Genomic DNA, 12,875 nt, shown 5'->3' on the forward strand with positions numbered 1-12,875 from the left:
GCATTTCGTTCTGCCCGATCGGCCCCGGACCTCCGTTCCGGGGCCGATTGCTTTTCCGTGGCCAATAAAAAAGGAGGTTCCCGTTTTCACGGGAACCTCCACGGTTTCTTCTGGAGAGGTTCTCAGAAGTTCAGCTTGATGCCGCCCGAGAAGTAACGGCCGATGACGTCGTAATGGGGGGTGACGAAGGGGGTAAGCGGCGGGTCCACGTCGAACAGGTTGTTGACGTTGCCGAACAGCGTGAACGATCCCGTTTTGAACTGCACGCCGAGGTCGGTGTAGAGACGGCTGTCGATGTGGTTGTTGAGGATCGGCTGGCCGTTGGCACCCCGCTGACGGCTGAAGATACCGCCGTCGACATAACGCAGGCGGACATTCCCCCCGATCTTCTCGCTGTCGTAGGCGACCGTGCCGGTCATCCGCCATTTCGGCGTGGAGAAGGCGGTGTCTCCGCCGACGATCCCGGAAACGTCGGTGCCGTTGATCTTGAGGTCGAAGACATGGTTTGCCAGCGCGCGGAACGTCAGGCTGCCGGAACCGACAGCCATGCGATAGGACGCCTCGATATCGAGGCCGCGCGTGCGGTATTCCGCCAGATTTCGGTAGGCATTGGTTATCGATTCGATCGTGCCGTTGGCGGCGCGGGCGATGACGCCGCCGCAGGTCGGATCACTCGGTGTGGCGGCGTAGCACTGGTTCAGGGTATCCTGCGCGGTGATCGTGGTGATCACGTTATCGATCTTGATGCTGTAGTAGTCGACCGACAGACGCAGTCCGGGAACCGCATGCGGAGAATAGGAACCGCCCAGGGTCAGAGTGTGGGAGATTTCCGGCGTGAGATCGGGATTGCCGCCGCCGTAGACCACGACATTGGTCTGGGGCGCTCTGCGGAACGGGTCCTGGAGATTGCCGATATTGGTCGAACGGCTGAGGTAATATTCGGTGATGCTCGGCGAGCGGATGTCACGCGAATAGACGGCGCGCAGCAGCAGGTCGTTGACCAGTCGCAGGGTTCCGCCGGTCTTCCACGACCAGATTCCCCCGCTGGTACTGTAGTCGGAATAGCGGGCGGCGCCGTTGACTTCCAGCTTGGCCGCATCGGGCAGGTCGAGCAACGGCACGTTGACCTCGACGAACGCCTCCTTGACGTTGAATTGCCCGTTCGTGGCCGAGGAGTTGAGCGTCGCCAGTGACTTGGAAAGCGACAGGGGATCGACGTAGTTGGTCACCTGCTTTTCCCAGCGGACATCGGTGCCGAAAGCCAGATCCACCGCGCCGGCCCAGGTCGAGAAGGGCTGGCCCTGCACGCTGGCGCCTGCCGCGTCCAGCTTGAGCGTGGCGATCAGCTGCGCTCCGCCGAAGGCATAGGCTGCCGCTTCGTCCGAAATATTGCCGTTGCCCAGCAGGTTGATCGGCGCGCAGGCCGGATCGTCGTTGGCCGTCGATGCGTCGGCATTGATGCGGCAGGTGGCGACGCCGTTCACGAGAACGGCATCGACGGCATTGTTGAAGCGGGAGGTGATCCGCTGATTGTCGAGCCGCTGGTTCAACCGGACTTCGCCGTGATCGTAATAGGCGTTGTAGGTCCAGCCCTCGCCGAACGAGCCTTCGAGGCCGATCGCGCCTTCCAGCAGGCGTCTGCTGGCGCGAAGCTTTATCATCCTGTCGCTGCCGACATCGTCGAGCATACGGCCGAGCAGGAAGGGACCGGTGATCCCGGCTGCCGCAAGCTGGTTGCGCGCTGTCTGCGTCAGGAAGGCATTGTCCGGCCGGATCACGGCTGCGGGTGTCTCCGGGAACATCCCGTAGTTCGAGGTCGTGCGGTTGAAACTGCCGTTGGCCCAGATCTTCAGGTTGTCGGTCAGTTCGTAGTCCACGCGCGCAAAGACGTTGCCGCGCTTGTACGGTGCGCTGACGGCGACGTAATCGTAGATGTTCTGCCCGTTCCCGCCGACAGTGTACTGTCCGGCGGTCGCGCTGCCGAGCGGAAGCGGCCCGACGGTGCCGTTCGGGTTGAAGATCAGTCCGTAAGGGACGCCGGTGGCACTGAGGATCGAACCACCCCGGTTGAACAGGGTGAAGTTTGGATCCCTGACCAGTTCGAGTTGCCCATCGGCCCGCTGGAACACGCCCGCTTCGAGATTGGGGCGGCTCTTGCGGTCGAGGATGCCGCGTTCGTGCAGGTAGTCGCCGGAGATCATGAAATGGCCGCGCCCGTCCGCGAACCGGGTGCCCCAGGCCAGGTCGGCGCCATAGCGCGCGGCGTCTCCACGGCTGGAAATGCCGGTCTGGATACCGCCGCGCACGCCGGTCATGTCGTCGTCGAGGATGATGTTCACCACACCTGCGACGGCGCCCGAACCCCAGGCCGCCGAAGCGCCGCCCGTCACGACGTCCACGCGCTTGACGAGGTTCTGCGGGATCGTGTTGAGGTCGCTGCTACCCTGGAAGCGGTGCCCGTTCAGCAAGGTCAGCGTGCGCACTGCTCCCAGTCCGCGCAAGTCCGCCGTGGAGAGGCCGCTGTTTGTGCCGCCCACGGTCGTCGCCGGCGTCGAGGTGGCGCGGAACTGCGGTGCGTCATTCAACACTTGCGCGATGCTGGGACGGTTGCCCAGCAGGAGATCGGCACCGCCGATCACCGTGGTCGGCGTCGGCGCGTCGAAGCCCGAGCGCTGGATGCGCGAGGCGGTCACGAGGATTTCCCCGCCGTTAGCGGGTTCTCCGGCGTTGTCGTCCGCCGTGTGGGCCTGAGCCGGACTCAGCATTGTCAGAACGGAAACGGCCGTACTGGCAAGCCATATCTTGGTAGAGACGTTCATAAACACCCCCTGATTTACGTAATTCAATACGTTACAGCTCTTATTTTTATTGCGTCCGGGTTGGATCGCGAGGCTGCGACTGAATGGAAGCAGACTGCGGGGATAAAATCAATCTATATGGAGAAAAATTTCCAAATCAGAAAATACCGCGTTTGCCCGACGGAAATCTCATCTACGTCCCGGAGTGAACGGGCGCAGGCCTCTCATCTCCCATTCCCGGGAACCGAGGAACGGCTGGCATCGGCATATGTCTGCATTCATGCGATGATACTTGACTGATCGTTCCACAATGCGTATCTAGCACGTCATGGCAAGACCGAGGGAATTTGATCAGGACCAAGCGCTGGGCGCAGCCATGGCGGTTTTCCGTGAACATGGCTTCGAAGGTACTTCGGCCGGCATGCTGGTCGAGGCGATGGGTATCGGGCGGCAGAGTCTCTACAACACGTTCGGCGACAAATGGCAGCTCTACCAGCTGGCGCTGCGCCGATATGCCGCCGAGGAAACAGGCGAGCATATCGCCATGCTGCGAAGCAAGCCGCGTGCTCTCGACGGGATTGAGACGATGGTGGATCGGGTGGTGGCCAATGCGCGGGATGCCTGTCTCGGGGTCGGCTCGATTTGCGAGTTCGGCCGCAGCCGCCCGGAACTGGTCGCCATCCGCGACGCCGCCGACCGCGCCATGAGGGCCGTCCTGACCGATACCATAGCGCGGGCACAGGCGGAGGGTGATGTTGCGCCGGATGTCGCGCCGGATACCATAGCCTCGTTCATCGTCATGAGCTTTTCGGGTTTGCGGATCGCGGCGCGTGCCGGCGCGGGTGACGAAGACTTGCGGGCGCTGGGCGATCTGGCCTTGCGCGCGCTGCGATAGACGCAGGGACGCCTTTTTATTTGTCCTATTTTGGAATGATTGTTCAATAAAGGAAGCTGATATGCAAGCAGTCGTGATGACCGGAACGGGGGGCGCGGATGTTCTCGAACTGGTGGATGTTCCGGAGCCGCCATCGGTGCCCGGACCCGGCGAAGTCGTGGTCCGGATCGCCGCTGCCGGTGTCAATTTCATGGATATCGGCGTCCGTCAGGGCATGGCCTGGACGGAGATGCCCAATCCCAAGATTCTGGGCGTGGAAGGCGCGGGGCGGATCGTCGCGGTCGGACCGGGCGTTGCCATGGCAGTCGGCCAGCGTGTCGCCTGGGTCTACGCGCCGGGTAGCTATGCAGGGAAGATCGTACTGCCGGCAGCGGCGCTCGTGGAAATCCCTGACGACGTGGATGACAGAACCGCAGCCGCGATCATGATGCAGGGGCTTACGGCCAGCCATTTCGCCACCGATTTCCACGCCGTGCAAGCAGGTGAAGTCGCCCTTGTCCATGCGGCGGCAGGAGGACTCGGGCTGCTGCTGACCCAGATCATCAAGCTGCGCGGAGGGAAAGTCATCGGCCGCGTGTCGAGCGCCGACAAGGTGGCGATCGCGAGGGAAGCGGGCGCGGATCATGTCATCGTCGACACCCAAGGCGATTTCGCTTCGCAAGTTCTGGCTCTGACCGACGGCGAAGGCGTGCATGTGGTCTATGACGGATCCGGCCCGACGACATTTCAGGGGTCGATCGATTCTTTGCGCCGCAGCGGTACGCTCTGCTGGTACGGCCCGGTCCTGGGCGGTCCCGGCCCGCTCGATATCATGAGCCTGCCGCGCAGCATCAAGCTCGGTTACGCGGTTTTCTCCGATCACATCCATAGCCCCGAACTGCTTCGAGAGCATGCCGGGCGCCTGTTTGATTGGGTCGTGAGCGGCGATCTCAAGGTCCGGATCGGCGGCATCTATCCCCTGGCGGATGCCACTCAGGCGCACCGTGACATGGAAAGCCGCGCAACCACCGGCAAGCTACTGCTGATCCCCTGATCCGCCCACTCATCGCTCTCAAGAAAAGGACCCTGTCATGAATATCGGATCACCTTCCAAAACCGCCCTCATCTTTGGAGGATCGCGCGGCATCGGTGCCGCGGCGGTCGAGCGATTGGCGCAGGACGGCTATGCCGTCGGTTTCACATACGCCAATAGCGAAAAGCCGGCCGCCGCATTGGTGGAGGCTATCGCCGGGCAAGGGGGCGAAGCCCTCGCCATCCGCGCCGATAGCGCAGATGCCGCCGCTATCGCCTCCGCCGTTGCGCAGTTCGTCGATCGTTTCGGAAAGATCGACCTCGTCCTCGTCAATGCCGGGCTGTTTCGCATCAACACGATCGAGGCCGTCACGCTCGATGAGCTGGACAGCATGCTCGCCGTGAACGTCCGCGGCGTCTATCTCTCGATCCAGGCGGCGGCGCCGCACATCGTCGATGGGGGGCGCGTCGTGACGATCGGCAGCAATGTCGCGATCCGCACCGGTTTTGCCGGATCGAGCGTGTACCAGATGACGAAGGGGGCGGTTGCCGCCATGGTCAAGGGCGTGGCGCTGGATCTGGCGCCACGCCGGATCACGGTCAACAACATCCAGCCGGGCCCTACTGACACCGACATCAACGCGGGCTCCATCGACATGCTGTCCCAGATGAGCCCGTTGAAGCGGGTGGCAAAGCCGGAGGAAATCGCCGGGCTGGTGTCTTATCTGGCCCGCGAAGAGGCGCGCTATATGACCGGGGCAAGTCTCACTATCGATGGCGGCTTTACATTGTAGTCGCCGCTCCTCCGGTGCTTCCTATTAACGTGAAAGGAAGGTGGGCCGGGCATCAGGCCCGGCCGCACGCCGTCCCCCGGTAAGCTGTCAAGCATCGGGCGCCCCGCGAAGGGCTGTTTCAAATCCCAAGCAAGGGAACACTGAAGCATGATCCGGTTCCGTCTGAGCGGATCATGCTCTAGCAACTACAGGTTGACGCTCTCAGGCTGAAGCGAGCGGCGTCTACGCAGGCCTGCCTGGCAGAAAGCGGGAATTTTCTTTCGAAAAACCTACATAGCCGTCGGCGCGCCTTCGCCCCCCGCCCCAGATTTCATGGATGCCATGCTGGACGCCTCAGCAGCCAGTCGTCCGCCGCTGGGGCAAGTCCAGGCGGGCGGGGTGGTCATGAAAGGCGTCAGCAGCGATCCGGTGAGTTGGGGAGTAAACTTCCGCGAGCGCGGCGAAGAGCATCGGATCGTACGCCAGCAGGTCCTTGTCCGAGAGAACCGTGATTTCTGCACCTCGGAACGCCTTGTTCGAATTGAACCAGAACTGCGTGCCCTCGGCCCAGTATTCCTGCACTGTCACGGAAGCATAGTCGCCCTTCCACAAGCCCTGCTCGATGGCATGTCGATATGCCGCCTCGACGCGCGCATAGAGCGCGGGATCCGCCCTTTCGATCGCCGAGAGGATGTTATGGGAGAACTCATGTACGAGAATGTTCTCACCGTAATAGCGCGTGTCCGGCACGCCCAGCAGGTTCTCGGCCGCGCCTGTGGTATAGAGACCGCCCATCCCCCGTGCCCGGCTGTTCCAGTATTCGGCGTCTGTCATGGCGGCAATCTTGCCGTAGCCAGCGCGTTCGCAAGGCGTCAGGCGCGGATCGTCCGCCGCCGGTTTCTTCCAGTCCCGCTGTTCTGGAAGATCCATCGTCCCTTCGTCGATCGCCATGACACCGACCCGCGCGCCGCTGCGGACGAGTTCACGCCGAATGTCGGGACGCTCTGCGGTCTCGGCCAGCACGATATCCCGGGCGACCAGCAAGGCGCTGTCCGGGACTTTCGCGGACGAAACCACCGGAATGCCGTCCGCATCGGCATATTTGGCGTAGAAAGGATCGAGACCTAGCGCGGCCGGTGGCGCGCTGATCGACCAGCTTTCGTAGCTTACGATCACGGCATTCGCCGTGCGCGCATCCTCCCCTTGCGCATGCGTGCAGGCCGCGACGAGGAGCGGCAGTGCAAGGGCCAGGCGGGACGAAATCATCGATGTTCTCCGGTTTCGAGAATCGGCCCGGATCCGGCGAGGCGGAACCGGGCCGATCGATATCAGCGGTGGAAGCGCAGGCTCAGGAAGAACGTGCGCCCGATCACGTCATAGACGCCCGACTGGTAGCTCAGTTCGAAGTTCGCGCCGCCGGCCTCGGCACCCGGTATGCGCGGAGGCTTGCGGTCGAAGGCATTGTTGAGGCCGCCCGACAGCTCGATATTGTCGGTCAGCGCGACGAAGGCCGAGAAGTCGTTGTAGAACACGTTAGGCGTCCAGACCTTGCCGTACTTGTCCGGCGTGATCGTGGTGGCGGCCTTCATCGGCGAGAAGTGACGCAGGCTCCAGGTCACGCCCATGCCCTCGCGCGAATAGCTCGTGCGCACGACGCCCTTCCACTTGGGCGATCCGAAGATACCGGCATATTCGGTGATCGAGTTGGGATCGGTGGGATCGAGCGTATAGCGACGCTTGAGCAGGCGGGTGTAGTTGGCGTCGATCGACAGCTTGCCCGCATCGTCGGAAAGCCCCAGTCGGGACAGCGGCAGGCTGTAGCCCAGCCCGAAGTCGATGCCCCGCGTCAGGTACTGCGACAGGTTCAGCTTCTGCGTCATCACGGATTCAAGATTGCCGTTGGCATCGCGCTGGATGAGCGGGCAGAAGATATTGTCGAGGCTGGACTGGTCGACGCACTTGTCGATCAGCATCTGGGCGCCGAAGGCGTCGATCGCATTGCGCAAGTCGATGTTGTAGTAGTCTACCGTCAACGACAGGCCCGGCACGAAACGTGGCTGGACCACGGCGCCGAGCGTCAGGGTCTTGGCGGTCTCCGGCTTAAGGTCGAGATTGCCGCTCGAAATAATGTCGCGGTAGAGCCAGTAGCTGACCGTATCGGCGGGGTTGATTGCTGCGCAGTTGGCGGCCGTGTACTGGGTGCGGGTCGCGCGGTTGGCGAGGTTGTACGCGTTGCAGGGATCGGTGATCCAGAGACCCGAAATGCTGTCCGCCGTATAGAGTTCGCCGATGTTGGGCGCGCGGACGGCCTGGCCGTAAGTGGCGCGGAAGCGAATGTCGGGGATCGGCGCCCATTCGCCGCCCAGCTTCCAGGTCGTGGTCGATCCGGCGGTGCTGTAGTCCGACAGGCGCAGGGCGCCGTCGATCGAGAGCGTGTCGAAGAACGGGGTGTTCTTCAGGATCGGCACATGGACTTCGCCGTAGACTTCCTTGACCGAATACTTGCCCACCAAGGTGCCTTGCATGGTGCCGATCGTCGGATCGTAGAGCGGGCTGTCCGGGTCGTACTCGGGGATTGCGCCGATGTCGTTGCGCTCCTTGCGGTATTCGCCGCCGAGCACGACCTGCACCGCGCCGCCCGGCAGGTCGAACAGGCCGCCGGAAACGTAGCCTGAAAGGACCTGCTGGGTCAGCGTGGATTTCGACCAGTGCGAGGTATAGGTGATGTAGTCGATCATCTCCGGGGTCAGCGTGACCAGCGGGTTGATCGCCACGCAGCCGTTGCCGGGATCGTCGAGCGTGCTGCGGCAGACGGCCTCGCCGTTGGAGCCTGTCGTGCTGTCGATGCCCATGTACCAGCGGTCATAGGCGGTCGAAATTACGTCGCGCACGCGCTGGGTGGTTTTGCCGTAGGAGTAGTAGGCCGAATAGTTCCAGGGCTGGGCGAACAGCGTGAAATCGCCTTCCGCCCCCGCCACGGCCTGGAACAGCTTGCGGTCGTATTCGGTGCGCGGGGCGGGCAGTTCCATAAAGCGCCGCGCGAACTGCACGCCGCCTGCAGGCACCGCGCCGCCATTGGCCGCACGCATCTCGTCGGTGATGTAGGGACTGTCGGCAGGGACCACGTCAGTGCCGAACGCGGTCATCTGGAGGAAGCCTGCCTTCGAGGTATTGTGCGCGAAAGTGGCATTGGCGAAGAGTTTCAGCGCGTCGCTGACCTCGAAGCTCGCCGAGGCACGGGTGTTGAAGCGCTCGGAGGGAACCGAAAGATACCAGCCGTCGTAGCGGCCGTTGTATTCGCCCCCGTCCGTCAGCAACGTACCGAGCGGGTCGGTGGACGTGCCGAGATTGACCGGCACGACATTGACGAGCCCGCCGGGGCCCAGGATCGGATCACGCAAGGTGCCGCTATCGCGGTTGACCGAATAGAGCCTGCCACCCAACACCACTTGCGCGGCATCGGCCGTGTTGATGTTGCGGACGTGGTCCTGGATGAAATAGGGGCTGGAACTGCTGGTGCGGGCGTAGATCGGATAGCCGTCCGCCGTCCAGGGCCTATCGGAACCGCTCACGGTGCCGGGCGTGTTCTCGTAGAAGCCGTAGACCGTGACGTTGCCGCGCCCCTCGGCAAAGTTCGTGCCCGCGAGCAGGTCGAACCCGTAAGTGTCCATGTCGCCACGCGTCGAGGCGTTGTAGCGGGTGTTCGCCTCGATCCCCTGGAAGTCCTTCTTGAGGATGAAGTTGGCGACGCCCGCGACGGCATCCGCGCCGTAGAGCGCCGAGGCGCCGCCGGTGATCACTTCCACGCGCTGGACAAGGCTGGAAGGAATGTTGCTGAGATCGACCGCCGAGGTGCCGGGGATCGCCGCGACCTGGCGGCGTCCATCGACCAGCACCAGCGTGCGCTGCGTGCCCATGCCGCGCAAGTCGAGCGCGTTGACGCCGGCATTGCCCGCAAGGTTGCTGGTCTGGTTGGTCTGGGTGACCGCCAGCGCCGGAAGCTGGTTGACGACATCGGCGATGTTTTGCGTGCCGGTCGCCTTGATCTGGTCGGCATCGACCACGGCGATCGGCGAAGGGCTGTCGGCAGCGGCGCGCCGGATGCGCGATCCCGTGACGACGATGTCATTGGCGGGGCGCTCGGTCGCGGCATCGTCGCCGCTAACCGAGATCGTCTGCGCATGGACGCCTGTCGAAAGGCCAAGACAGCTGAGCATGAGCAGCGTCCGCAGCCCGGCTGCGGAAGATCGATGGTTGTTCATGTGGTTATCGCTCCCTGATCCGCAACAATTCATTACGGATGAGTCGTATACGATATTTTTAATACAAATTTGTCAAGGCGCACCGGTCACGCCGATGATCCGGCCTTGCGCAAGGCGCTGACAGCAGGAGAGGCGCACAACTGCCGGAATCGCCCAAGATCATCGTCGTTGCCTTGAGTATATTATACGATATACATACGTCATTCTGACGGAGATGAGCCTTGGACCGCGCTGACAATGATGCACTCGACCGATCGCTCGAAAGCCGCCGTATCCCTCACCGCCAGCGTCGCTCGGCGGCGCAAGGCCTGCTCGACCGCCGCGGACTGATCCGCGCGGGGCTGGCGGGCGTATGCCTACCCGCGTTGGAGGCGACGGCGCTGGCCGCGGCCCCGCCTGCGTCCGTGCCGCGAAAGGTCAGTTCCGTACTCGCCGGTCGCGGAAAGCCTTTCAAACTGGGCTTCGACGGTGGCCGCGCAACAAGCCTGTCCGCTGCCTCTACGGAGGTGCCGGGAGACTTCCTTCATGCAGGCGCCGGTCTTGGGAACGCCTCCGGAACCTACCGCATCGCAGATGGACCGTGGCAGCATTTCGAAACGCGCATGCAAGAACCCGAGCATGTCAGGCAGACCGAGAACGGGTTGGAGACGCGCTATCTCCTTGCTTCCGGCATCTCGGTCACGAGCGGTCTCGCCCTTGAAGCCGAAGGCCTGTACCTGACCCTGACGCTTTCCAACGAGACGGCCGTGCCGATCGAGTTCGGCGATCTTGCCCTTCCGCTGCCGATCAACATGATTCACGCGGCAAAGGACGATCCCGATGCTCTCCTCAAACACAGCTTCATTTCGGGGCGCAGTTCGCACATTTTCTGGCAGCGCAAGGACAGTCGTACCCCTTGGCTTGCCATGCTCCCGGAAAAGGGCGCAGCGCTTGAGTACTGGGACGCACCCAAGAATTCGCCAGACATTTACCGGATCTTTTTCCACGCCGCCGCAGAAGTGGCGGCCGTGCAGGGGGCAGGCTCGCGCTGGCGCCTGCCCGCGACCAGCCTCATGCTCGCGCCGGGGGAGACAGTCCGGAGAGGCGTGCGTTTCCTGCTCGTGGACGGCTACGCCGCGATGCGCCGGACCATCGCCGAGCATGGGCTGATCGACGTCGAAGTCGTGCCGGGCATGACCGTGCCTACCGATCTGGAGGTGACGCTTTCGTTGGGTTCCAGTGTCCCGGTCGTCCGGCTGGAACCCGAACACCCCGCGCAAACCGAATGGACGCCGCTTGGAGAACGGGCCGGGCGGAAGCTCTTCCGCCTGCGCTTCGCCCGCCTCGGCGAAAACCACGTCACGCTGCATCAGGTGGACGGAGGGCGGACCACGCTGGAATTCTTCGTGACCGAACCGGTTGAAACGATGATCGCCAAGCGCGGGGCTTTCATCGCCGCACACCGTCACCGCGATCCCGCCAAGTGGTACGATGGCCTGCTGGCCGAATGGAACATGGAGAGCGAAACCCTGCTCGGCCCGGACAACTACGACCGGATCAAGGGCTGGCGGATCTACGAAGTGACCTGCGACGATCCGGGCCTCTCCAAGCCCGCCTTCCTGGCCGCCAAAAACGCCGAATATCCGGTGCAGGCCGAGATCGACGCGCTGGACGACTATGTCGAGCACTTCGTCTGGGGCGGGCTCCAGCGCACGACCGAAGAGCAATGGCCTTACGCGCTCTACGGCATTCCAGACTGGAAGCGGAACCGCGACAGTGCCGATCCGGGCGACAAGGGCCGCAAGCACTTCTGGCGGCCCTACGATTACCCGCACATCGTGCTGATGTACTTCGCACTCTATCGTATCGCGCGAGACCGGCACGGCTTCCGCACACGCCTGACGGCAGCCGACTATCTCGAACGCGCCTTCGGCACTGCGCGGGCCATGTTCGTTATCCCGAAGGAAATCATCGGCTGGGAGGCCGATTCCACCGGCTTCTACAACGAACTGGTCATTCCCGACGTGATCGAGGCGCTGCGCCGCGAAGGCCGTATGGCTCAGGCAGGCGATCTGGCCGGGCACTGGGAGCACAAAGTCGCTCATTTCATCAACGAGGTCGACGATTTGTTCGCCTCGGAATACACTTTCGATTCCACGGGTTTCGAATCGACGCAGGCGATTGCCCGCTATGCGCTGGACCGACCTGAACGCTTTCCGCCCGAACGTGCGCGCGCTTTTGCCAAGCGTCAGATGGAAGCCAATCTGTTCTGCCGCGGTTGGCTGCAACCCTCGTACTACACGCTCGGCAGCGATTATCGCGCACAGGCTGGCGATGCCTATACTCTTAGCTATATGGCGCAGATGGGCGGCTGGGCCATCCTCGATCATGCGCTGAACGATACCCCGGATTACCGCCCGCTGCTCCGGCTCGGCCATGCGTCGGCGTTAAGCAGCTGGGCGCTGTTAAACAGCGGCACGCCGAAAAGCGGTTATGGCTACTGGTACCCCGGCAAGGCCAACGACGGCGGCGCGGGTGGCGGTTTCGAACCTGCCGCACTTGGCGAGACATGGCTGGACCAGCCCCATCGGCATGGGTCATGGTACTATTCCTGCGAGATCGACCTCGGCTTCTGCGGAGCTCTGCGGGCAGCTGCAACGACGCTGGTCGACGACGAGCTTTTCGGCCGCATCGCTCTTTCCGGTGTTCTGGAAGAGCGCGAAAACCGGCTGCTGATACATCCACGCGATGGTGTGCGGCGACGCTTTCACGCACGACTCAAAGAGCGTTCCCTCGATATCGAGGTGCTGGACGATGGTCGGTTCGCATCTGACATGCCCATCCGCGTCAGTGCGCGGCTGGACCGCTGTGAGTTCGAGATCGACCACGCCGCCGGCCCGGCCCGCACTTTAAGGTTACGCATTGCAGATAGGAACGCGTTGCGTTGGAAGGTTGCAGGATCAGATCGGCCCCCGATCGCCGGGGTATACGCCATCGACGTGGAAGAAGGCACTCTGAGGACCCGCTTTAGGGCTCGAGCCGGCTAAGCTGCGCAGATGATTTCGCTATATGTGCGGTCCGCCAGTAGTCGATCAGGAGCCGTCCGGCAAAGTCGCCCTATCCCAGAGCCTCGGCGCTAACACTTGCAATCCTTGTA

At 62.9% G+C, this 12,875-nt stretch carries 7 protein-coding genes; 4 read left to right on the top strand and 3 right to left on the bottom strand.

What is annotated here, in order from left to right:
• Positions 1-122: 122 nt before the first annotated feature.
• Positions 123-2,765: a TonB-dependent receptor plug domain-containing protein gene (locus AC4D6D_RS20210; RefSeq protein WP_491327321.1), complete on the bottom strand. Its 2,643-nt coding sequence runs from the start codon at positions 2,763-2,765 to the stop codon at positions 123-125.
• A gap of 361 nt (positions 2,766-3,126) precedes the next feature.
• Between AC4D6D_RS20210 and AC4D6D_RS20215 the strand changes: the two genes are divergently transcribed.
• From AC4D6D_RS20215 to AC4D6D_RS20225, 3 genes are all read left to right on the top strand, one after another.
• On the top strand, positions 3,127-3,693 hold the full coding sequence (locus tag AC4D6D_RS20215) for a TetR/AcrR family transcriptional regulator (protein WP_491327322.1): 567 nt from the start codon (positions 3,127-3,129) through the stop codon (positions 3,691-3,693).
• Between the two features lie 61 nt (positions 3,694-3,754).
• Entirely contained in the window at positions 3,755-4,726 is a 972-nt protein-coding gene (locus tag AC4D6D_RS20220; RefSeq protein WP_491327323.1) for a quinone oxidoreductase family protein, read from the top strand.
• Between the two features lie 37 nt (positions 4,727-4,763).
• The gene (locus tag AC4D6D_RS20225) at positions 4,764-5,498 is read left to right on the top strand and encodes an SDR family oxidoreductase (RefSeq protein WP_491327324.1); all 735 of its coding nucleotides are present in this window, start codon (positions 4,764-4,766) and stop codon (positions 5,496-5,498) included.
• A 333-nt stretch (positions 5,499-5,831) separates the two neighbouring features.
• On the opposite strand, the gene AC4D6D_RS20230 is transcribed toward AC4D6D_RS20225, so the two are convergent.
• Together AC4D6D_RS20230 and AC4D6D_RS20235 are read right to left on the bottom strand one after the other, a co-directional pair.
• Positions 5,832-6,743 carry a glycoside hydrolase gene (locus AC4D6D_RS20230; protein ID WP_491327325.1) on the bottom strand — a complete coding sequence of 304 codons (912 nt, stop codon included), beginning with the start codon at positions 6,741-6,743 and terminating at the stop codon, positions 5,832-5,834.
• A 62-nt stretch (positions 6,744-6,805) separates the two neighbouring features.
• Complete coding sequence (locus AC4D6D_RS20235) at positions 6,806-9,739, bottom strand: TonB-dependent receptor plug domain-containing protein (protein ID WP_491327326.1); 2,934 nt, start codon at positions 9,737-9,739, stop codon at positions 6,806-6,808.
• A gap of 221 nt (positions 9,740-9,960) precedes the next feature.
• Here AC4D6D_RS20235 and AC4D6D_RS20240 point away from each other — a divergent pair, with 221 nt between their 5' ends.
• Complete coding sequence (locus AC4D6D_RS20240; protein ID WP_491327327.1) at positions 9,961-12,765, top strand: DUF5695 domain-containing protein; 2,805 nt, start codon at positions 9,961-9,963, stop codon at positions 12,763-12,765.
• Positions 12,766-12,875: the final 110 nt, after the last annotated feature.

The sequence above is a fragment of the Novosphingobium sp. BF6 genome (assembly GCF_058273105.1).

Coding starts and splice junctions, on each gene's coding strand:
- AC4D6D_RS20210 (WP_491327321.1), bottom strand. CDS start 2,765: ATGCTGAGTCCGGCTCAGGCCCACACGGCGGACGACAACGCCGGAGAA.
- AC4D6D_RS20230 (WP_491327325.1), bottom strand. CDS start 6,743: ATGATTTCGTCCCGCCTGGCCCTTGCACTGCCGCTCCTCGTCGCGGCC.
- AC4D6D_RS20220 (WP_491327323.1), top strand. CDS start 3,755: ATGCAAGCAGTCGTGATGACCGGAACGGGGGGCGCGGATGTTCTCGAA.
- AC4D6D_RS20225 (WP_491327324.1), top strand. CDS start 4,764: ATGAATATCGGATCACCTTCCAAAACCGCCCTCATCTTTGGAGGATCG.
- AC4D6D_RS20215 (WP_491327322.1), top strand. CDS start 3,127: ATGGCAAGACCGAGGGAATTTGATCAGGACCAAGCGCTGGGCGCAGCC.
- AC4D6D_RS20235 (WP_491327326.1), bottom strand. CDS start 9,739: ATGAACAACCATCGATCTTCCGCAGCCGGGCTGCGGACGCTGCTCATG.